Below are 18,699 nucleotides of genomic sequence, written 5' to 3'. Positions count from 1 at the left end.
ACTGTTTGGAGTCAGTAGCTCTTCTGTTAGGCTAATTCTGCAAGGTACTTTTCAGCGTCCATTGCAGCCATACAGCCGCTTCCAGCCGCAGTAATCGCCTGGCGGTAAATATGATCCTGAACATCTCCCGCAGCAAAAACTCCCGGCAAATTCGTTCTTGTAGAACCCGGAACCGTTTTGATATAGCCGTTCTCGTCCAAATCGATCTGACCGGCAAAAACATCTGTATTCGGTTTATGACCAATGGCGATAAAAATCCCGTGAACATCGATTTTAGAGGTTTCCTGAGTTTGATTGTTGATTACGACCGCTCTTTCCACCAAAGCATTTTCACCTTCGATTCCGATGAGCTCATGATTGAATTTCACCTCAATATTCGGCGTATTTTCTACACGGTGAATCATCGCTTTTGAAGCCCTGAACATATCTTTTCTTACCAACATGGTTACTTTATTCGTAAGTTTTGCCAGATATGTCGCTTCTTCTGCCGCGGTGTCGCCCGCTCCTACTACAACAACATTTTTTCCTTTATAGAAAAATCCATCGCAGGTTGCACAGGCAGAAACGCCTCCTCCGGAATATTTTTTCTCGTCATCCAAGCCAAGATATTTGGCTGTAGCACCGGTTGAAATAATTACTGATTTCGCCAAAATCTCTTTATTACCTGCCCAAAGTTTATGAATTCCGCCTTCTTCGTTAGAAAATTCAGCTTTTGTGATGAGTTCGTAATGAACTTTTGTATCGAATCTTTCGGCCTGTTTCTGAAGATCCATCATCATTTGAGGACCTGTAACGCCGTCCGGATAGCCTGGAAAGTTATCTACTTCTGTGGTAGTTGTCAGCTGTCCTCCGGGTTCAAGACCAGTGTATAATTGCGGTTTCAAATCGGCTCTTGCAGCGTAAATTGCAGCGGTAAATCCTGATGGACCCGAACCTACGATCACACAGTCTAAAATATTCTGTTCCATTATTTAATGTTGATGTTTATGATTTTGAGTTTTCAAAAATCGTTAATTATTTTGGGTTGTAGTCTATTTTATGATGAATTTTTTCAATGCGCGAAATATTATCTTTATTTTATTTGTCTGATTTTTATCTTTATTTAATGATCTCTGTTTCACAACTGAAACCGCGACCCGACCTGAGTGGAGCTCTTTTTGCGCAACGAAGTGAAGCAAAAAAGCGAGAACGGAGGGCGGAAAAGTCGCCCAAAAAATTACACTTTCACTTTCAAGCGGTCGACATGAAGGATTTTGTACACCATCTCGGTGAGCAGTTCGCCTTCCTCCATATTTACAGCGCCCAAGCCTTTGTTTTTAAGATCTATTTCACGCAGGATCGAGATGATTCTGGTGCAGTGTTTCAGGTTGTAAAACCGTGCTGCTTCGGCAAAATCTTTCAAAAAATACGGATTCACATTCATTTGCCCGGCTAAAACATTCGGCTGAACGCCTGGCGATGTATGATAAATAATAAGATTCGAGAAAAAATTATAAAGGTTGCCCATCATCATTGGCAAGGGATTCGTCTTCGGCGATTTCCCTATGAAATGAGCAATTCTGAGTGCACTGCTTTCATCCTTTTTACCCAATGCCTTGATGAGTTCAAAAACATTGAATTCTTTGCTGATTCCGATGTGGGTTTCGATGGTTTTTTCATCCAGGATTTCATCGTTTTTGAGGATCATTTTGAGTTTGTGCAGTTCGTTTGAAATCCGTGATAAATCGGTGCCGAGATATTCTGAAAGTAGAGCCGGAATATTAGGTTTTGCTTTTAGACCAGCGTTGCGTAGTTCCTGCTCGATCCATTTCGGAACTTCGTAATCACGCATTTTAGCGCTTTCGAAAAGCATTTTGTTTTTGGAAAGAATCTTGGCAAAACTTTTACGTGAATCGACTTTTTTATGTTTGTGCGCAATGATTAAAAGTGTGGATTCTACAGGATTTTCGGCGTAAAATTTCAACGCTTCTGCTTCTTTTTCGATCATCCGGATTTCCTGAGCTTCTTTCAGAATAATGACCTGTTTTTCGCCCATCATCGGGAATTGTCTTGCGAGAGAAAGTACCTCAGAAAAAGTGGTGTCTTTGCCGTAAACTACGGTTTGGTTAAAGGCTTTCTCATCTTCCTCCAACACATCGTTTTCGAAAGCTTTCACAGCAACATCCATAAAAAAAGGTTCTTCGCCGTGGAAAAAATAAATGGGCAGAAACTCTTTATTTTTAATATTTTTGAGGACTAAATCTAATTCTTTCATACATGCAACTTCCGGAACTGAATTTTGAGGCTACTTTTGATCTGCAGATCAAGAGAGACAAAGATAAGTTTTTTATTTATGATTTGGTCCGGAAAACGTGGCTTCTGCTGACGCCTGAAGAATGGGTAAGACAGCATTGGGTGCATTATTTTCATACCGTTAAGAAACGAAATTTATCGTCTTTGATTGTAGAAAAAAAACTGGAATTGAACGGAACTACCAAAAGAATAGATTTATTGGTAACCGAAAAAACGGTCCCTAAAATTTTGGTTGAATGTAAAGCACCGAAAATCAAACTTACCCAAAAAACTTTCGAACAGACCGCGAGATATAACTCGATCATCGGGGCTGAAGAAATTATTCTGAGTAACGGTCTGCAGCATGTGTATGCAAAGTTTTCCGACAATCATTATGTGTTTTCACCTTTTGAACAGTAATTTTGCGGAATGTTTAAACTTAATTCTCAATTTGTTGCAGTTTTTCCGCTGCTGATTTTCGTTTTTGTATTCCTGGGGTTCGGGATTTACTATGACGATTTTTATGCACTTCCTTCACCTGTAGCTGCTCTGATAGGAATTACCGCAGCGTTTGTACTTTTGAAAGGAAAAATCAATCAGAAAGTTGATACTTTCCTGAAAGGATGTGGCGATGGAAAAATCCTTACGATGTGTATTATTTACCTTCTGGCAGGAGCTTTTGCGACAGTAACAGCAGCGACAGGAAGTGTAGATTCCATTGTTAACCTCGGGCTTACCTATATTTCGCCTGCTTACTTTCCTGTTGGAGTTTTTGTCATGGCGTCGTTTCTTTCCTTTGCGTCGGGAACTTCGGTTGGATCAATTGTAACACTTGGACCTATTGTTATCGCGCTTGCTGAAAAAAGCGACTCACCTTTAGGGTTAATCGGTGCTTGCTTACTTTCGGGAGCGATGTTCGGCGATAACCTGTCTTTGATTTCGGACACCACCATTGCAGCTACTCAAAGTTTAGGCTGCCAGATGAAAGATAAGTTTCGTTTTAACTCCAAAATTGCCATTCCGGCGGCTTTCACAGCGATTATTTTATTAACCGCAGTGGGTTTAAATCAGGAAAGCACTGCCGCAGCGGCAGATTCAGTAAAAGATTTTAACCTTATTTTAATTTTGCCATATATTCTCGTGATTGTACTTTCTCTCATTGGGTTGAACGTTTTTGTGGTACTATTTGCAGGTCTTGCATTTGCAGGAATTTTAGGTTTTGGTTACGGAAGCTTCGATTTTATCGGATTTGCAAAGAAAACTTACGAAGGTTTCACGAGCATGACAGAAATTTTCTTTCTTTCCCTTCTTACGGGCGGACTGGCCGCTCTCGTGGAAAAAGCGGGCGGAATCTCTTTCTTAATTAAGAATATCAGCAAAATTATTCATTCAAAAAAAACGGCTTTACTTGGAATCGGTGGTTTAGTAACCGTCGCCAATCTTTGTGTGGCAAACAATACTATTTCCATCATTATTTCCGGGAAAGTTGCTAAAGAAATCAATGACAAGTACGGCCTGAAACCGCAGCAAAGTGCTTCAGTGCTTGATATATCTTCCTGTTATGTACAGGGTTTAATTCCTTACGGCGCGCAGATTCTGATTCTCATTTCACTCAGCAGTTTTAAGATGGATTATGTCGAGCTCGTACAATATTCATTTTACCTCCATATTCTTTTACTATTCACACTGATCAGTATTCTGTTCGGCAAAAAATAATTCAATAAAAAATGCAGAAAAATTCACAGATAAAAAATATAATTTTCGATTTCGGCGGCGTGGTGATGGACTGGAATCCCAGATATTTCTTCAGAGATTATTTTAATGATGATGAAAAGATGGAATTTTTTCTTAAAAACATCGCCGAAGATGAATGGAATGCAGAGCAGGACCGCGGCAGAAGTTTAAAGGAAGGAACAGACATTCAGGTGGCAAAATTTCCAGAATGGGAAACGGAAATCCGCGCTTATTACGACAACTGGACAACAATGCTGAAATCTGATATTCCCGAAAATGTAGAGGTTTTAAGAAAACTGGAGCATTCGGAATATGAATTATTCGGGCTTACCAACTGGTCAGCGGAAACTTTTCCTTATGCTTTGGCAAACTATGATTTCTTTAATGCTTTTAAAGGGAAAATAGTTGTTTCCGGCACTGAGAAACTCATTAAACCCGATAAGAAAATCTGGGAAGTTCTGCTCGAAAGATATCATCTGAAGCCTGAAGAATCTGTTTTCATTGATGATAATCCAAAGAATATAGAAGTCGCAAAAACGCTAGGTTTTATGACGGTTCATATTACTGAAGGGACAAATCTGGAGGAAGAATTAAGAAGTTTAGGTATTCGTTATTAATTATTCTTCGCGGTTCACCAAATCCATTGAAAAAGCAGGCAGACAAATTGCTAAATATTCGCAGGAATCTTCAAACGGATTGCTGTAACGGATTCTGGCTCCTTTTTCAATCAGAATGCTTTGTCCAGCTTCTAATATCACAGTTTCACCATCGATTTCGAATTGTTTCTTTCCTTTGATAATGTAGGTAAATTCATCAAATTCCGGCGTCTGATGCGGTTCAGTCCAGTTTGGAGGTGCGACCATATGCGCAATAGAAATATTTGAATTTCCGGTGGAGTTTCCCCAGATTTCTTCAATCAGCTTCCCGTCGGTCGTCGGAACAGTGAAGGGCGATTTTTGAATTTTAAATTTTGGCATCTTCTAGATTTACTTCAAAATTAAATAAAAAAAATCAGGAATAATTTCCTGATTTAAAAAGTAAATTTTGTGTCATTTTTAATGACCGAAAGTACGATATTGCTGTGATACTGGCCGATGTTGGGGATATTTGCTACAACAGTCGTCATAAAATTATTATAATCCTTAATGTTTTTTGCCACAACTTTGATCATATAATCATATTGTCCCGAGAGACTTACCACCTCCAGAACCTGTGGCTCATCCTTTATTTTCTGTTCAAATTCCTGCAGTTTTTCGTTCGACTGCTCTTTTAACACGATATTACAGTACGCCATAATCTCGAATCCTGCAAGTTCTGCATTAATCAGCACAACATTTTTTCTGATAATGCCGTGATGCTTCAGCGATTTTATCCTTTCGTAGGTCGCAGTGAAGGAAAGCCCGATCTTTTCCGCCAGATCTTTTACGGAAACGGTGGAATCTTCCTGCATGAAATTAAGAATTTTATGGTCTGTACTGTCTAGTGTCTTCATATATTTTTATTGAATTTCCTGAAGATTTCCTCAAAATTCTGAGTAATCTCGTCGAGGCATAGATTCCCGATACTCCCTTTGTGGGTATGCTTTAAATCATCGTTTCGGTAACTGTACGAACCGTTTTCAATGGAATTTCCGACCTCGCGGTAGGCCTCCCGAAAACTTGCTCCGCTCATCACCAGTTCGTTGATTTTTTCGACGCTGAAAAGATAATCATATTTTTCGTCCTTCAAAATATCTTCCTTCACATTAATGTGTTTCAGCATAAATTCAAAAATTTGCAGACAGTCTTTCAAATCCTGGATTCCCGGGAAAATAATTTCTTTTGTCAACTGAAAATCCCTGTGATAGCCTGATGGTAGATTGTTTATAAGCAGTGTAAGTTCATTCGGAAGACTCTGAATTCGGGCAGATTTTGCACGGATCAGTTCAAAAACATCAGGATTTTTTTTGTGAGGCATAATGCTGCTTCCGGTCGTTAGTTCGGATGGAAAACTGATAAAACCGTAATTCTGATTGCTGAACATGCAGATATCGTAAGCAAGTTTGCTTAAAGTCGCAGCCACCGTACTCATTGCCATCGCTGTGATTTTTTCTGATTTTCCGCGCGTCATTTGTGCGTAAACAGAATTGATGTTCATTTTTTCTAGATTCAGCTCTTTTGTTGTAAAATCCCGATCCAGTGGAAAAGAAGATCCAAAACCGGCACCCGAACCTAAAGGATTTTTCTCAACCACGGATAAAGCTGCGGCTAAAACCTCTAAATCTTCGGATAAAGATTCGGCGAAAGCAGAAAACCACAATCCAAACGAAGAAGGCATTCCGATCTGAAAATGCGTGTAACCCGGCATTAATGCAGATTTGTGAGTTTCTGCGAGGTTAATTAAACGTTCAAATAAATTCTTTGAAAGTTGTGCAATTTCTTTGATTTCTGACGCTAAATATAATTTGATCGCCAATAAAACCTGATCGTTTCGTGATCTTCCTGTGTGAATTTTCTTTCCGGCATCTCCCAGTTTTTGAGTTAAATTAAACTCAATCTGGCTGTGAATATCCTCTACTCCATCGTTGATTAACAACTTATTTTCTTTAGCCAAAATATACATTTCATCCAGCTCTTTCTGAATAGCATTATTTTCTTCCTCCCCTAAAAAACCGATTTTTGCAAGCATTTTGCAATGTGCTTTTGTCCCAAGAATATCGTACTGAGCCAATAAAATATCGAAATCTTTGTCTTTACCAACGGTAAATTTTTCAATAATTTCCAAATGATTCTGGTTGGCTGAATCTTTCGCCCAAAGTTTTTTATTTTCCATTTTTAAAGAATATGAGAGAGGATTTCAATGTATTTTTCGATGCCTTCAGCGAGTTCCTTTTCGTAAATAAATTCATCCGCCGTGTGCGAACGCATGGAATCTCCGGGCCCGATTTTCACAGAATCAAAAGGCATTAAAGCCTGATCTGAAACCGTCGGAGAACCGTATAAATTACAGTTTTCTTGCTGCGCTGCCAAAACAAAAGGGTGATCCAAATTAATTTTTGAAGAATTTAAAGCCAATGATCTCGGTTGAATTTCAGACTCCAGCTCTTTTTTGAAAATTTCCACAATTTCTGAATTGGAATAATGTTCATTCGTCCGTACATCAATTGTAAAATGACACTGATCCGGAACCACATTGTGTTGGGAACCTGCATTTACAATCGTCACGGTCGCTTTTACTTTTCCTAAAACTTCTGAAATCTTATCAAATTCAAAATTCTGTACTTTCTGAATGTCCCGAACCGCTTTATAGATCGAATTATCATCATTAATGTGAGCAGCATGAGAAGCTGTTCCTTTCGCCACACAATTCAATACAACCAAACCTTTTTCCGCAACCGCCAAATCCATTTTCGTAGGCTCACCAACAATGGCAAAATTAATTTTTCCTAAATCTTCCAAAATCGATTTCACTCCGTTCTCACCGGAAATTTCTTCTTCGGCCGTGGCTGCATAAATTAAATTATATTTAAGTTTTTTTGCATAAAAATGCGCAAAAACTGCCCATAAACTCACCAGACTTGCGCCCGCATCGTTGCTTCCCAAGCCAAAAATCTTCCCGTCTTTTTTCACCGCTTTAAACGGATCCAATGTGTACCCGGAATTCGGCTTTACCGTGTCATGATGGGAATTGAGCAGAATTGTCGGCAAATTTTCATCGAAATAAAGATTTTTTGCCCAAATATTATTTCCTTTTCTCTGAAACGGGATGTTTTTCAGGTTTAAATATTTCTCAATGATTAACGCTGTATTTTCCTCTTCTTTACTGAAAGAGGGCGTTTCGATCAATTCAATCAAAAAATTTCTGACTTCGTTATTTAAAATCTCCATTAATGTAAACTGATATTTGTTCCGGGGTTTTCGTTGGTAAAATAATTTTCCAGCGCGTCACTTTTAAGAATTCTTGCCTCATCCACACCGTGATACAGCGCTCGAAAAGCAGTCTGCAGTTTCGGAATCATTCCGTCGGCAATCTGTTTCGTTTCTTTCATGTGCGTAAAATCTGTTTTTGAAATGTCCATAATTACTGAATTTTCATCGGTAATATCTTTTAAAACTCCGTTTTTCTCAAAACAGTAAAGGAGATGCACTTTGTACTTATCCGACATTGCTTTTGCGATTTCCGCCGCCATTACATCAGCATTCGTATTTAAAAGCTCACCATCTTCGCTGATGCTGATGGAATTAACCACCGGAATTATATTTTGACTGATAAAATTTTCAAAAACCGTCTCATTCACCTTCACGATGTCGCCCACAAAACCGTAATTAATCACAGAAGCATCTCTTTTTTTCGAAACAATACAGTTCAGATCAGCTCCTGAAAGTCCTATTGCCAGGAGTTTTTCAGCTGATAATCCCGCGACGATATTTTTATTGATAAGACCCGCATAAACCATCGTGCAGAGTTCCAGAGTTTCCAAGGAAGTTATCCGTCTCCCTTCCACCATCTGTTGGGGAATGAAGAGTTTCTGCGCCAGTTCGGTGACTTTTTTTCCGCCGCCATGTACCAAAACCACCTTTTTTCCCGCCGTCGATATTGCTTTCAGACAGGCTTTAAGCGAATCTTTGCTGTTGATGGTTTCACCGCCGATTTTTATGACATATAAATCTTCCATTTTAAAAAGAATTTTCAAGGATTTTCTTGATGATTAACTGCGCGGAAAGCGTTCTGTTATTCGCCTGCTGATAAATCAGAGAATTCGCAGAATCTAGAACCGCGTCACTCATTTCCAGATTTCTGCGTACCGGAAGACAGTGCATGAATTTTGTTTCAGGATTTGTTTTCAAAAATTCTTCACCTAAAAGCCAGTTTCCTTTCACTTCCGGCATCGCGCCGTAATCGTCATACGAAGACCAGTTTTTCACATACACAAAATCAGCGTCTTTCAAAGCTTCCTCCTGATTGTGATAAACCTTAGCATCGCCGGTAAAATCCTTGCTTAAATCGTAACCTTCAGGATTTGCAATGCAAAAATCCAAATCGGCAGCATTCATCCACTCAGCAAAAGAATTTCCAACCGCCTGTGGAAGCGCTTTGATGTGCGGCGCCCAGGAAAGAACGACTTTCGGTTTTTGTGGTTGAGTCCAGTTTTCACGGATGGTAATTAAATCGGCGAAACTCTGCAAAGGATGCCGGGTCGCAGATTCCAGAGAAATCACGGGAACGGTTGCATATTTGATGAAAGAATTCAGCACAAATTCGCTGTAATCTTCGTCACGGTCTTTCAAACCGGGAAAACATCTTAAACCAATCACGTCGCAATATTCGCTTAAAACTTTTGCGGCGTCTTTAATATGTTCAACGGTAGAACCATCCATCACGGCATTTTCTGCAAATTCCCAGTTCCAGGCATCCTGTCCGGCGTTAATGACCTGAACCTGCATTCCGAGGTTCATTCCTGCTTTCTGGCTGCTCATTCTGGTTCTTAAACTCGGGTTCAGAAAAACCAAACCGAGTGTTTTGTTTTTTCCTAAATCCCCGAAACCGTAAAGATTTTTTTTGAGTTCCAGAGCTTCCTGAACAAGCAATTCAGGATTTGATATATCGTTAACTGATGTGAAATTTTTCATTTTTAAATTGAATTTATGACTGATTTTAACGAAGAGATGAAATAATCAATTTCCGGATAAGAAATCGTAAGTGGTGGCAAAAGCCTCATGGTTAAAGGATTGGTTGCGCTTCCGACAAAAATTTTAAATTCTTCCCTTAATTTTTTGGAAACCTGAGACGCCGGAATCTCAAAATCAACTCCTATCAAAAGCCCTTTTCCACGAATTTCTTTGATCTGTGAAATTCCTTTTAATTTCTGAATTAAATATTCGCCTTTTTCAAAAGATTCCTTAATCAGATTTTCTTTCTCAATAATTTCCAAAACCGCAATGGCAGCAGCACAAGCCAAATGATTTCCGCCAAAAGTAGTTCCCAGCATTTTATGTTTTGCCGGAATTTTCGGAGAAACCAGAACGCCGCCGATCGGAAAACCGTTCGCCATTCCTTTTGCGGTCGTAATGATATCCGGTTTTACACCGAAATGCTGATGAGCAAAGAATTTTCCGCTCCGTGCATAACCCGACTGGATTTCATCAGAAATGAAGAAAACATTATTCTCAGCGCACAATTGCGAAATTTTATCCATTAATTCCTGAGTCGGAATCTGAATTCCGCCAATGCCCTGAATTCCTTCAATAATCACTCCAGCCAAATCCTGAAAATTTTCAAAAAACAGCTTTTCAAACTGCTCAACATTATTCCATTCACAAAAAACAAAATTGTCAGTTTCGTTTACTGGAGCGACAATCGAGGGATCATCGGTTGCTGCAACCACCGCAGAAGTTCTTCCGTGAAATGAATTTCTGAACGTGATAAATTTCTTTTTCCCAGAATTGAAAGATGCAATTTTCAGTGCATTTTCATTGGCTTCTGCCCCGGAATTACACAGGAAGAGGCTGTAATCTTCGTAGCCGGAAATTTTTCCAAGCTTTTCTGCCAGTTCTTCCTGAAGTTTATTGATCACAGAATTTGAATAAAATCCAATCTGATCCAACTGATTTTTAATTTTTTCCACATAATGCGGATGTGTGTGACCGACAGAAATCACCGCGTGACCGCCGTAAAAATCGAGGTATTCGGTTCCGTTTTCGTCCCAAAGTTTACAGTTTTCTGCCTTTACAATATTTACGGGCATCAACGGATATACATCAAATAATTTCATGACTAAAAAACGGAGGGTTTAAGGTTAAGTCCTGCCTTTTCATTAAAACCGAACATCAGATTCATATTTTGGATTGCCTGTCCAGATGCGCCTTTCAGGAGATTATCAATCGCGACGTGAACCGCAAGATTTTTTCCCACTTTCTCGATATAAATCAATGCTTTATTGGTATTCGCAACCTGTTTCATATCGATCGGGCTCGCAGAAACGAAGACAAATTTTGAATATTTGTACGCATATTTATAAATTTCCTCGATTTCGACCTGAGACAGGTCGCTTTCCATCATCAGTGAAACGAAAATTCCCCGTGTAAAATCGCCTCTCCAAGGAATAAAATTAATATCCGTTTTGGTATCAGAAATCAAGGAAATGCTTTTTTCAATTTCCGCGATATGCTGATGCGTAAAGGTTTTGTAAGGAGAAATATTATCGTTCCGCCAGTTGAAATTCAGTGACTGATGCAAAGCTTTTCCCGCTCCGGTTGAGCCCGTAATTCCCACACAATGGATTTTTTCAATTTTTTCCTGTTTCAAAATCGGAAGAATTCCCAGTTGAATCGCGGTTGCAAAACATCCGGGATTCGCGATGTATAAAGCCTTTGCGATTTTTTCTTTATTGAATTCTGAAAGCCCGTAAATGAATTTCTTTTCGTTCCATTCTTCATCAACACGAAAATCGTTCCCAAGATCGATAATTTTGGTTTCAGGAGCGATGCCTTTTTCGTTTTCGATGAGCCAGTTTTTGCTTTCACCATGCGGAAGACAGAGAAAAATGATATCTGCGGGTTGTGCTAAATTTTCAAATTTCAGATTGGTTTCTCCAACAAGATCTTTATGAACATCGGTAATAGAATAGCCCTGGAGACTTTGGCTCGTCACAAATGAAATCTCCACATTCGGGTGATACAGCAGAATTCTGATTAATTCACCCGCCGTAAAACCCGTTCCGCCTACAATTCCTGCTTTTATTTTTTCCATATTAATTCTTGTTGTTTACCTGATGATAAATGCTCAGCGCATTCGAATATATTTTTGAGAAACCTTTCACGTCAGATTCTGTCCAGGTTTTGTTCATTTCTCCGTAAGAACCGAAATCAGATGACATCAAATCGTTTGGAGATTCAATTCCAATCAAATTAAAATGATAAGGTTTCAATAAAATTTTAACTGTACCGTTTACGGTTTTCTGAGAACTTTCGAAAAGTGCTTCAAAATCTTTCATTACCGGATCGAGGACCAAACCATCGTGCAAATAATTTCCATAAGAAAGGCTGAGCTGATCCTTAATTAAAAGCTGATTTTTAGTCAGCGTATGTTTTTCCAACAAATGATGCGCTTTCAAAATTATTAATGGAGCAGCCGCTTCAAAACTTACTCGACCTTTAATTCCAATAATGGTGTCGCCAACGTGCGTGTCGCGGCCAATTCCGAAAGCCTGCGCAATTTCCTGGATTTTCTGGATCGCTTCGATCGGTTTTGAAAACTTTTCACCGTTTACAGCTTTAATTTCCCCTTTTTCGAAAGTGATGGACATTTCTTCGGGTTCTGTTTTTGAAATCTGTGTTGGATAAGCAGTTTCAGGAAGCGATAAATTGGAAGTCAGCGTTTCTTTTCCGCCTACCGAAGTTCCCCAAAGTCCTTTGTTGATGGAGTACTGAGATTTTTCAAAGTTGATTTCAAAACCGTTTTTCTTCAAAAATTCAATCTCTTCATTTCTGGAAAGTTTCAGATCACGGATTGGCGTAATGATTTCAACTTCCGGCAAAAGAATCTGGAAAATGCTGTCGAAACGAACCTGATCATTTCCGGCTCCCGTACTTCCGTGCGCGATGGCTTTTGCACCGATTTTTTTGGCATAATCAGCAATTGCAGTTGCCTGAAAAACTCTTTCAGAACTTACTGAAAGCGGATATGTATTATTTTTTAAAACATTCCCGAAGATTAAATATTTGATACATTTTTCGTAATAATTCTCCGCGTCATCGATCACATGGAAAGATTTTACGCCCAACTGATATGCGCGCTCCTCCGTTTTTTTAATTTCCTCTTCAGAAAATCCGCCGAGATTTACCATCACCGCATGCACTTCCAGCTGCTTTACTTTTGAAAGGTAAACGGCGCAAAAAGATGTATCGAGGCCGCCGCTATAAGCTAAAACTACTTTTTCCATAACATTGTCTTTATTTTTTTGAATTTTGAAAACAACTTCTGGTCATTTTCAGATTTGGTATTATTCTTAATTTCTGTTGCTGTGATTTCGTTCGGGTTGTAAAGCATTGCGGTACAAAGGCAGTTTTTGCGTTCTTTGCTCATCAGAATTTCATAGTTCACGCAGCTTTTGCAGCCGCTCCAGAAAACATCATCCTGCGTCAGTTCCGAGTAGGTTACGGGTTTATAACCGAGGTTGCTGTTGATTTTCATTACAGCTAATCCGGTCGTTAAACCAAAAAGTTTTGCGTTGGGATATTTTTCCCTGGAATAATTGAATATTACTTCTTTAATCATTCTTGCCAATCCTTCGTTCCTGAATTTTCGGGAAACGATTAACCCGGAATTTGCGACATAGGTTTTGTTACTCCAGGTTTCGATATAACAGAAACCCGCCCACTCGCCTTCCGGTGAAAAGGCCATCACGGCTTTACCTTCATTTATTTTCTCTTCAAGATATGAAGCTGTACGTTTTGCAATTCCGGTTCCGCGCTCTTTTGCGGATTCTTCGATTTCCTTTAGAATTGCCGGAACTGACATAAGGTCCTGATCTGTTGCAACTTTTACTGTAAATTTCGTATTCACTTGTACGTTTATCTAAATTAGGATGCAAAATTAGATATTATTAGTTAATTACAAAAACAATTTAGATTTATTTTTTAAATCTTTGCATAAAATATTTAATTTTATCTAAATACACTGCTTATTTTAGATATAAAATCTTTTCAGTTCAAAACACAAAAAAATCCCTCTCAAAAAATTGAAAGGGATTGAATCTGTTAAGTAATTGATTTAGAATTGCATTTCCGGAATCTCTCCTTCGATAATCAAATCTGCTTCAGTAGCTTTAATAATATCTTCCACGGAAACTCCGGGTGCACGCTCCAGAAGTCTGAAACCTTTCGGCGTAACATCCATCACCGCAAGTTCTGTGACTACCTTTTTCACGCAACCGACACCGGTTAACGGAAGTGTACATTTTTTAAGAATTTTGCTTTCGCCGGCTTTGTTTACATGCATCATCGCAACAATGATATTTTCCGCCGAAGCCACCAAATCCATCGCTCCTCCCATTCCTTTCACCATTTTTCCAGGAATTTTCCAGTTTGCGATGTCGCCGTTCTCGGAAACTTCCATTGCGCCGAGAATGGTGAGATCCACTTTTTTGCTTCGGATCATTCCAAAACTAAAAGCAGAATCGAAAAATGAAGCACCCGGCAGCGTTGTAATTGTCTGTTTTCCAGCATTAATCAAGTCCGGATCCTCTTCGCCCTCAAAAGGAAAAGGACCCATTCCGAGAACGCCGTTTTCACTTTGAAATTCCACGGAAATATCCTGAGGAACGTAGTTTGCTACTAAAGTCGGGATACCGATTCCGAGATTTACATAATAACGGTCTTTAACTTCCTTAGAAATTCGCTGTGCGATCTGTTCTTTTGTCAACATTATGCTTCTCTTTTTCGGGTTGTACGCTGCTCTATTCTTTTCTCGAATTTTTCGCCCTGAAAAATCCGCTGTACCATAATTCCGGGAATGTGAATCTGGTTCGGATCCAATTCACCCGGTTCTAGCAATTCTTCTACCTCAGCGATAGTAATTTTTCCGGCTCCGGCCATCGGCGCATTGAAATTCCGTGCTGTTCCTCTGAAAATTAAATTTCCTGCGTGATCACCTTTCCAGGCTTTTACAATGGCGAAATCTGCTTCATAAGCATATTCCAAAATATGCATTTTACCGTTGAATTCCTTAGTTTCTTTGCCCTCAGCAACCTCGGTTCCGTAGCCTGCAGGGGTATAAAATGCAGGAATTCCGTGCTGTGCAGCGCGGCATTTTTCCGCTAAAGTTCCCTGAGGCGTCAATTCTACCTCAAGTTCACCGGAAAGCATCTGTCTTTCGAATTCGGCATTTTCGCCAACGTAGGATGCGATCATTTTTTTGATCTGCTTCTTTTGAAGGAGCAAACCAAGTCCAAAATCATCAACTCCTGCATTATTTGAGATACAGGTAAGCCCGGAAATATTGCTTTCAACCAGCTCCGAAATTGAATTTTCGGGAATTCCTGACAAGCCGAAACCACCTACAATCAAAGTCATTCCATCGGTAATACCATTTATGGCTTCCTTGGCGTTTTTTACTCTTTTATCGATCATATTTACTGAATATTACTGTGCACTCCACCCTCCATCTAAAGTAAATACCGATCCGGAGACTGTTGTGGCGTTTTCTGCTGATAAAAATACGGCAATTTCTCCTAATTTATCCACCGGGACAAAACTTTTTACTGCTTGTTTCTTTAACATCACTTTTTCTACAACCTCATCTTCGCTCATCTGGTGGGTTTTGCCTCATCTTTAATCTGACTTGCCATAGCACACGGGCAGATTTATTTGACATTTTATCATGACATGAGCAATAGTGCACTATTTTTAAAATATTAATAATGAAAGATTTGCAGAATAGAAAAAATATAGTATTTTTGCAACCTGTTAATCAACCTCTGACGAAGGACGTGAATGTTGCTTAGCTTGACAAAAAATTTTTATTATAAAAATGGATTTAGTAAAGTACGTACAAGACAAGTACATCACAAAAAACGAATTCCCAGAATTCAAAGCCGGTGACACCATTACCGTGTATTACGAGATTAAAGAAGGCGCTAAAACAAGAACTCAGTTCTTCAAAGGAACTGTAATTCAGTTGAGAGGAACAGGCCTTACCAAAACATTTACCATTAGAAAAATGAGTGGTGATGTGGGTGTAGAAAGAGTTTTCCCAATTAATTTACCAGCACTTCAGAAAATTGAAGTAGACAGAAGAGGTAAAGTTAAAAGAGCGAGAATTTACTATTTCCGTAACCTTAGAGGTAAAAAAGCGAGAATTAAAGACGCTGCTTACAAAAAGTAATTCAGACAACAATAATAAGAAAGCCCATCAGATTTATCTGGTGGGTTTTTTATTTGCTAATTTGTCTTATAAGATTTGCATGTCGCGAATTATTAAGATTTAAACATCATTATTATTAATAAAAAACCGTCTTACCAAAAAGCAAGACGGTTGATAAAAAAGAAATTATTAATTATTTTCTGATCATGAGTTTAGATGAATAATTTACTCCTAAACCTGACACTTTCACCACGTAAACTCCGTTTACTAGAGCTTGTGTATTTACAGCATCACTACCTGAAATCTTCTGGCTGGAAACTAATTTTCCTGTAGCATCGAAAATCTCAACATTCAATTTACCTAAAGTGTTGTGTGCAGACTTCAGGAAGAATTCGTTCTTCGCCGGATTTGGATAAATGCTTAATGCCTTACCTCCATTTACATCGCTGGTCGCAAGTACGCATTCTGCAGGAACCTCAAAGCTTTCTACCTGATCGTTGATATTTGTTTTTGCTCCCGCAGATGCATTTACACCCAAACCTCTTCTTGCGAAGACATCCCAAATCATACATTTATCGGCACCACCGGTGGTTGCTAAGTCTGCAGCCAAAATAGCATCTCTGCCGCTCACAAAAGTTGGGCTACATTCCTGAAGCTTCAAGCCGTCGGTTACAAGCTGCAGAACTTTTGTACTTCCATTCGCAGTATTCGCCATAACGTCTGCTGAATAACCATATTTCTCAACGTATTTCCAATGCAGATCCCACAGCATTGAGGCCCAAATGAAACCTATCGAGTGTACATTCGGTACAAGCTGGCCGCTTGTATTGGTATATTCCATTCCGTTGGTATCGCCATATGCGTAGTTATTGATTCCAAAATCCGGTGAATATTGTGCAGGTCTGATTCCCAGGCCATTTACATCTTCGGTGATGGCGTAAGTTCCAATACCTCTTGGCACGGAAGCATTATCGTTAGGTCTGTTGGTGAGCATCAAAGCGAAAAAATCGGACCAACCTTCTCCCATTTGCTCCTTCGAGCTTGATGAAGACAGGCATGAATATCCGTTTCCGGTGTTTCTGTTAGAGATTCCGTGGCCATATTCGTGAATTACGATTCCGTTATCGAAACTTCCGTCTCTGATTTTTTGTGTTGTTGGGTCGTATTTCAAGGTTATATTTACAGTTTTTGTGGCCAGTAGATTTTTCATGTAAACTCCTTCTGAATTTTCAATCAATACTGAAGGAATGGTAATTGTAGCATCGACACCTGCCATTCCCGCTGTAGGAGTAGAAGTTGGCAAACTGTAAATAATTGCTGCTACTGCTCCAGCGTTCTGTGCATTTTTCACCTTAACTACGAAATCACAAGAACCTCTTTCAATCAATCCAATAAGTCCGGTTAAGGATCCTGCAGGAAGTGCGGTACATGCATCAAGAACCGGCGACAATTTTACATCAGCTGTAACTCCCGTTGGAGTAAGGGCAGGACCGAAAGTGGTCGAAATATAATTTTGAACTTCTCTCCCAACTGCTTCGGGAGGGGAATTATAAAAAACACGCTCCAGAACGGAAGGATTCCAAAGGTACATCTGCATTCTTGGTCTGGAACCATCGATAGGTGTTGCGAAATTTGCATTATCGGTACCGCCACCATCCTGTGACTCTGCCTGAACATAATCATTTTGTGCTCCACCTTTACCATAGTTCCATGCCTGGAAATTTCTAGCAGTTTCTGTAAATCCTAAACGGTAAAAAATATCGTGAATCTTATTATTGACATAAAATAAATTAGTGGTGGAAGCATTCAGGTTTCCTGGTGTATTATTGACAATGAAAGGAAAATCAAAAACCCTACCTGCTCCTCCTTCCGCATATGACCCGGGAGAATTGGTGTTGTTTTTATCATCATACGCCATTACGTTATTCCCTCTTGTAGTAGTGAAGGTACCTGCGTAAGTTCCGCCAGGAATTGTATGCCATCCTTCCGGAGAAGCATCGGCTAACCATGGATTTGAAACCAGAGATCTGCCACCGTGGCTAGGGCTTTCAATAGGCAATGCGAATACTCTGTAGCTTGCATCTAACGGCGCCATTGCGGCATCTGCTTTTGCGCTTTGAGCGAAATCGCTTGAAAATCCTTCAGGGGTATGCGCTGCATAATCATGGTTATAGGCATCATGATTGAAAGTACAGGAAAGTGTTAAGTTAACTTTGCTGAGAATTTCTCCCGTTCGGGCATCTGCAAGAATATCCCAGTAGTTGGAGGTCCCTTTTTCTTCGAAAATATATTCGTGACACAATCTTAAATCATTATTTTCTGTCTGAAAATAAATCAAACGACTTTTTACGAATGGAGTATCAAGATCAGCATCTTTAATACCGATTACCTGGTAACTTGTACTGTTTTTTAAACCCAGGGACTGAGCGACATTTGCAAAAACAGATTTGCTGCTGCCGGCTTCAGTGGGCTGGCTTGCATTGGCATAGTTTTTTGCAAAACTGTCATTAAAAAAACTGATTTTCTGGTCTTTTACCAACGCCGTGCCTACTGCATTATAGACGGGAATGCCTTGGTAAGACTGTTGGATTTTTACGACATCAGACTTCATAGATTTCGAAAAATCCTGATTGATGATCTCGAAATTTTTAAGATCGGCTTTCACGAATGTACTCTTTGCAGAAAGGTGATTCTGGATGAGTGACTTAAAGTCCTGCGCACCCGCACTTCCGAAAGAAAACATCAAAAATACCGCGGCAATTTTAAAGGGTAAATTTCTATTTTTCATATATTTTCATTAATTGGCTTCGAAAATATAAAAAAAATCAATATGTTTTACATTTTTTTCATAAA

The 18,699-nt window shown here is 39.4% G+C and carries 20 protein-coding genes; 4 read left to right on the top strand and 16 right to left on the bottom strand.

The features are described 5' to 3' along the window. Positions 1-26 precede the first annotated feature (26 nt). Positions 27-968, bottom strand: coding sequence for a thioredoxin-disulfide reductase (gene trxB / locus KTV93_RS11345; protein ID WP_218249082.1), 942 nt, complete (start codon positions 966-968; stop codon positions 27-29). Between the two features lie 248 nt (positions 969-1,216). Next, complete coding sequence (holA, locus tag KTV93_RS11340) at positions 1,217-2,254, bottom strand: DNA polymerase III subunit delta (RefSeq protein ID WP_218249081.1); 1,038 nt, start codon at positions 2,252-2,254, stop codon at positions 1,217-1,219. 2 nt (positions 2,255-2,256) lie between these two features. Between holA and KTV93_RS11335 the strand changes: the two genes are divergently transcribed. The 3 genes from KTV93_RS11335 to KTV93_RS11325 are packed head-to-tail and all read left to right on the top strand — an operon-like array spanning position 2,257 to position 4,622. Continuing rightward, positions 2,257-2,691, top strand: coding sequence for a type I restriction enzyme HsdR N-terminal domain-containing protein (locus tag KTV93_RS11335; RefSeq protein WP_218249080.1), 435 nt, complete (start codon positions 2,257-2,259; stop codon positions 2,689-2,691). A gap of 9 nt (positions 2,692-2,700) precedes the next feature. Then, positions 2,701-3,987: a Na+/H+ antiporter NhaC family protein gene (locus KTV93_RS11330; protein ID WP_218249079.1), complete on the top strand. Its 1,287-nt coding sequence runs from the start codon at positions 2,701-2,703 to the stop codon at positions 3,985-3,987. An 11-nt stretch (positions 3,988-3,998) separates the two neighbouring features. Next, a complete protein-coding gene (locus tag KTV93_RS11325) occupies positions 3,999-4,622 on the top strand; it encodes an HAD family hydrolase (protein WP_218249078.1) in 624 nt (207 codons plus the stop codon). Here the strand turns inward: KTV93_RS11325 and KTV93_RS11320 are convergent, their stop codons facing one another. The 13 genes from KTV93_RS11320 to KTV93_RS11260 form a co-directional block, all read right to left on the bottom strand. After that, entirely contained in the window at positions 4,623-4,982 is a 360-nt protein-coding gene (locus KTV93_RS11320; protein ID WP_218249077.1) for a cupin domain-containing protein, read from the bottom strand. Between the two features lie 53 nt (positions 4,983-5,035). Then, positions 5,036-5,497: an Lrp/AsnC family transcriptional regulator gene (locus tag KTV93_RS11315; RefSeq protein WP_218249076.1), complete on the bottom strand. Its 462-nt coding sequence runs from the start codon at positions 5,495-5,497 to the stop codon at positions 5,036-5,038. Further along, a complete protein-coding gene (gene argH, locus KTV93_RS11310) occupies positions 5,494-6,816 on the bottom strand; it encodes an argininosuccinate lyase (RefSeq protein WP_218249075.1) in 1,323 nt (440 codons plus the stop codon). Before argH ends, KTV93_RS11315 begins: the two co-directional genes overlap by 4 nt. Positions 6,817-6,818: 2 nt before the next feature. Next, a complete protein-coding gene (locus tag KTV93_RS11305) occupies positions 6,819-7,871 on the bottom strand; it encodes a M20 family metallo-hydrolase (protein ID WP_218249074.1) in 1,053 nt (350 codons plus the stop codon). Next, the gene (argB, locus tag KTV93_RS11300) at positions 7,871-8,659 is read right to left on the bottom strand and encodes an acetylglutamate kinase (protein ID WP_218249073.1); all 789 of its coding nucleotides are present in this window, start codon (positions 8,657-8,659) and stop codon (positions 7,871-7,873) included. Before argB ends, KTV93_RS11305 begins: the two co-directional genes overlap by 1 nt. 1 nt (position 8,660) lies before the next feature. Next, complete coding sequence (locus tag KTV93_RS11295; protein ID WP_218249072.1) at positions 8,661-9,614, bottom strand: Rossmann-fold NAD(P)-binding domain-containing protein; 954 nt, start codon at positions 9,612-9,614, stop codon at positions 8,661-8,663. Between the two features lie 2 nt (positions 9,615-9,616). Beyond that, positions 9,617-10,756 carry an aspartate aminotransferase family protein gene (locus KTV93_RS11290; protein ID WP_218249071.1) on the bottom strand — a complete coding sequence of 380 codons (1,140 nt, stop codon included), beginning with the start codon at positions 10,754-10,756 and terminating at the stop codon, positions 9,617-9,619. 2 nt (positions 10,757-10,758) lie between these two features. Next, positions 10,759-11,733: an N-acetyl-gamma-glutamyl-phosphate reductase gene (gene argC / locus KTV93_RS11285; protein ID WP_218249070.1), complete on the bottom strand. Its 975-nt coding sequence runs from the start codon at positions 11,731-11,733 to the stop codon at positions 10,759-10,761. Position 11,734: 1 nt separating this feature from the next. Then, on the bottom strand, positions 11,735-12,925 hold the full coding sequence (gene argG, locus KTV93_RS11280) for an argininosuccinate synthase (RefSeq protein ID WP_218249069.1): 1,191 nt from the start codon (positions 12,923-12,925) through the stop codon (positions 11,735-11,737). Further along, the gene (locus KTV93_RS11275; RefSeq protein ID WP_218250538.1) at positions 12,913-13,503 is read right to left on the bottom strand and encodes an N-acetyltransferase; all 591 of its coding nucleotides are present in this window, start codon (positions 13,501-13,503) and stop codon (positions 12,913-12,915) included. The genes argG and KTV93_RS11275 overlap by 13 nt, the downstream gene beginning before the upstream one ends. A gap of 252 nt (positions 13,504-13,755) precedes the next feature. Next, positions 13,756-14,409 (bottom strand): CoA transferase subunit B, encoded by a 654-nt coding sequence (locus KTV93_RS11270; RefSeq protein ID WP_218249068.1) that lies wholly within the window; start codon positions 14,407-14,409, stop codon positions 13,756-13,758. Then, positions 14,409-15,113, bottom strand: a complete 705-nt coding sequence (locus KTV93_RS11265; RefSeq protein ID WP_218249067.1) for a CoA transferase subunit A — start codon at positions 15,111-15,113, stop codon at positions 14,409-14,411. Before KTV93_RS11265 ends, KTV93_RS11270 begins: the two co-directional genes overlap by 1 nt. A gap of 12 nt (positions 15,114-15,125) precedes the next feature. Beyond that, complete coding sequence (locus tag KTV93_RS11260; protein ID WP_218249066.1) at positions 15,126-15,293, bottom strand: Rossmann-fold NAD(P)-binding domain-containing protein; 168 nt, start codon at positions 15,291-15,293, stop codon at positions 15,126-15,128. Positions 15,294-15,513: 220 nt separating this feature from the next. Between KTV93_RS11260 and rplS the strand changes: the two genes are divergently transcribed. Continuing rightward, positions 15,514-15,867, top strand: coding sequence for a 50S ribosomal protein L19 (gene rplS / locus KTV93_RS11255; RefSeq protein ID WP_218249065.1), 354 nt, complete (start codon positions 15,514-15,516; stop codon positions 15,865-15,867). A 172-nt stretch (positions 15,868-16,039) separates the two neighbouring features. Here rplS and KTV93_RS11250 read toward each other — a convergent pair whose 3' ends face one another. Further along, positions 16,040-18,634, bottom strand: a complete 2,595-nt coding sequence (locus KTV93_RS11250) for a T9SS-dependent M36 family metallopeptidase (RefSeq protein ID WP_218249064.1) — start codon at positions 18,632-18,634, stop codon at positions 16,040-16,042. Between the last annotated feature and the right edge of the window lie 65 nt (positions 18,635-18,699).

The organism is Kaistella faecalis (assembly GCF_019195395.1).
Lineage (GTDB): Bacteria > Bacteroidota > Bacteroidia > Flavobacteriales > Weeksellaceae > Kaistella > Kaistella faecalis.
Note: the sequence above shows the minus strand (reverse complement) of the source record. Positions and strands in the feature narration are given on the sequence as shown.

Bases quoted from the DNA above. Each gene is read 5' to 3' on its own strand.
- argG (WP_218249069.1), bottom strand. From the start codon at position 12,925: ATGGAAAAAGTAGTTTTAGCTTATAGCGGCGGCCTCGATACATCTTTT.
- KTV93_RS11320 (WP_218249077.1), bottom strand. From the start codon at position 4,982: ATGCCAAAATTTAAAATTCAAAAATCGCCCTTCACTGTTCCGACGACC.
- KTV93_RS11250 (WP_218249064.1), bottom strand. From the start codon at position 18,634: ATGAAAAATAGAAATTTACCCTTTAAAATTGCCGCGGTATTTTTGATG.
- KTV93_RS11295 (WP_218249072.1), bottom strand. From the start codon at position 9,614: ATGAAAAATTTCACATCAGTTAACGATATATCAAATCCTGAATTGCTT.
- holA (WP_218249081.1), bottom strand. From the start codon at position 2,254: ATGAAAGAATTAGATTTAGTCCTCAAAAATATTAAAAATAAAGAGTTT.
- KTV93_RS11275 (WP_218250538.1), bottom strand. From the start codon at position 13,503: ATGTCAGTTCCGGCAATTCTAAAGGAAATCGAAGAATCCGCAAAAGAG.
- KTV93_RS11270 (WP_218249068.1), bottom strand. From the start codon at position 14,409: ATGTTGACAAAAGAACAGATCGCACAGCGAATTTCTAAGGAAGTTAAA.
- KTV93_RS11315 (WP_218249076.1), bottom strand. From the start codon at position 5,497: ATGAAGACACTAGACAGTACAGACCATAAAATTCTTAATTTCATGCAG.
- KTV93_RS11290 (WP_218249071.1), bottom strand. From the start codon at position 10,756: ATGAAATTATTTGATGTATATCCGTTGATGCCCGTAAATATTGTAAAG.
- argH (WP_218249075.1), bottom strand. From the start codon at position 6,816: ATGGAAAATAAAAAACTTTGGGCGAAAGATTCAGCCAACCAGAATCAT.
- KTV93_RS11260 (WP_218249066.1), bottom strand. From the start codon at position 15,293: ATGAGCGAAGATGAGGTTGTAGAAAAAGTGATGTTAAAGAAACAAGCA.
- argB (WP_218249073.1), bottom strand. From the start codon at position 8,659: ATGGAAGATTTATATGTCATAAAAATCGGCGGTGAAACCATCAACAGC.
- argC (WP_218249070.1), bottom strand. From the start codon at position 11,733: ATGGAAAAAATAAAAGCAGGAATTGTAGGCGGAACGGGTTTTACGGCG.
- KTV93_RS11330 (WP_218249079.1), top strand. From the start codon at position 2,701: ATGTTTAAACTTAATTCTCAATTTGTTGCAGTTTTTCCGCTGCTGATT.
- trxB (WP_218249082.1), bottom strand. From the start codon at position 968: ATGGAACAGAATATTTTAGACTGTGTGATCGTAGGTTCGGGTCCATCA.
- KTV93_RS11265 (WP_218249067.1), bottom strand. From the start codon at position 15,113: ATGATCGATAAAAGAGTAAAAAACGCCAAGGAAGCCATAAATGGTATT.
- rplS (WP_218249065.1), top strand. From the start codon at position 15,514: ATGGATTTAGTAAAGTACGTACAAGACAAGTACATCACAAAAAACGAA.
- KTV93_RS11305 (WP_218249074.1), bottom strand. From the start codon at position 7,871: ATGGAGATTTTAAATAACGAAGTCAGAAATTTTTTGATTGAATTGATC.
- KTV93_RS11325 (WP_218249078.1), top strand. From the start codon at position 3,999: ATGCAGAAAAATTCACAGATAAAAAATATAATTTTCGATTTCGGCGGC.
- KTV93_RS11335 (WP_218249080.1), top strand. From the start codon at position 2,257: ATGCAACTTCCGGAACTGAATTTTGAGGCTACTTTTGATCTGCAGATC.